Below are 1,657 nucleotides of genomic sequence, written 5' to 3' on the forward strand. Positions count from 1 at the left end.
TCTGGGGAGTACGGTAGCGCCGACGGAAAGACCAAATGCTTTCAACAACGCTCATCCTGCGTCTCGTTCACGCCGAGCTAACGCTTTTAAAGCACAAAATCGCTCAGCTGTCTCAACGATTGACGACTGCTGCCCAGAAGAAATTCGTGCGCGCTGTCGTCGATAAGGGGAAACGTAGCTAGGCGTTCATCGGAGTCTAGGGCGCTGGGAGCAAGACAGGCCCTAGCCAATCCTGCTTGGTTGTAGAAACGCTCAACCTTTGGGTGCTTTGGTATAGCGAGTACCGGTACTTTCAACGCGACAGCACAGATTCCCACGTGTAACTTCGTCGTTACCAATTTGGCGGAAGCCGCAATGGCCGCCAAAAACTGATGCAAATTGCCTCTGTAAATCGTAACAACAGATAACCTTGGACCAAGAGCGCTGCGGAGGGTGGCAACCTCATCTGCCGTATGTCTGGTTTCACAGTCAACAAGAAGTTGTACTGGCATATCTTGCTGCATTGCAGTACGACGTACGTGATCGAGGATTGCGCGTCTCGCGTCTTGGCTGTGCCCAGCTAGTTCAATGTGAAAGGACAAGAACTGACGAGGGATCTGAGTGAACTGCGACGCATATCTATCCACCACGTAAGCAAACGCTTGGTCCGATTCTACCGTGGTCTTTGCCGTACGCCGGTAATCATTCGATACCGCCTGCAACGACTCTTGGTCACGAACGCAAACTACATCAGCAGCTTGAAGTTGCTTGTGGATCATATAGCGAAGAGGCGTGAAATCGATTACACCAACGCCGACACCGAAAACCCCAGCCTTGGTCGCTCCAGCAGCAACAGATAGTGCTTTACGATGCCGGACCATATTGCGTAGTCCCCATTTCCAAGTTGAGCCTCTGGGTTGGTAGAAGTAACCTCCACCCAGGAACGCGAACCGATCTACGTTACCACCTTGCCAGTTGCCCACCAAGGCAGGATGGGCAAAATGCGATGCAAAACGGCGTGGAAGATTCACGGAATAAATCCGCCCTCCGGTCCGATATGTCACTGCATCAATACCAGCATTCCACAAAAGAGCGTCACCGAAGTTCGGTGCAAAGTAAGAGGCATGCAAGACAATGTTCATAACAAACCTACAACAAGGGACGGACCGAGAAATCTTCACTCGGCCTGGGGTTACTAAGACGTACATTGGTAAGCGTGCATTACTAGGCAATGACGTATTGGGTGCTCGGATGACTGAAGAATGCGCGAACTATATCGGGAGTCTTCTGCAGTGAGCGAAGGAATCCAATGGCGAGCTTTTTCATCTGGTCGGGGCCTTTGATGATGCTGCGTCGCATCTTGTGATTCTTCAGGTGCGCCCAGACGTGCTCGTCCGGATTGAGGTCGGGCGAGTACGACGGCAGTCGAAACAGGCGCAACCGTTCCTTGCGCTCCTCGACGAACCTGGCGACCTTGGTGCTGCGGTGAGCGGGATGACCATCGACCACGAGAAAGATCGGTTTGTCGCGTCCCTTGATCAGTCGCTTGAGAAAGTCGATGAATACATCGGCGGTCACGTTGCCTTGGGTGCACATGAAACGCAGTTGCCCCTTCGGGCTGATGGCCGAGATCAGGTTGAGCTTGAAGCGTGCGCCCGTGGCTTTGACGATCGGTGTT

Annotated in this window: 2 protein-coding genes; both read right to left on the reverse strand. The window is 52.9% G+C overall.

Translation table 11 applies throughout. From position 1 onward, the window contains the following. Positions 1-86: 86 nt before the first annotated feature. A complete protein-coding gene (locus ACKVEX_RS16505; RefSeq protein ID WP_473216832.1) occupies positions 87-1,121 on the reverse strand; it encodes a polysaccharide pyruvyl transferase family protein in 1,035 nt (344 codons plus the stop codon). 82 nt (positions 1,122-1,203) lie between these two features. Next, positions 1,204-1,657: IS630 family transposase (locus ACKVEX_RS16510; protein WP_473216833.1), on the reverse strand; the 454-nt coding region annotated here is incomplete at its 5' end.

The sequence above is a fragment of the Denitraticella aggregata genome, from assembly GCF_048158365.1.
Taxonomy (GTDB): Bacteria; Pseudomonadota; Gammaproteobacteria; order Burkholderiales; family Rhodocyclaceae; genus Azoarcus_F.

Coding starts and splice junctions, on each gene's coding strand:
- ACKVEX_RS16505 (WP_473216832.1), bottom strand. CDS start 1,121: ATGAACATTGTCTTGCATGCCTCTTACTTTGCACCGAACTTCGGTGAC.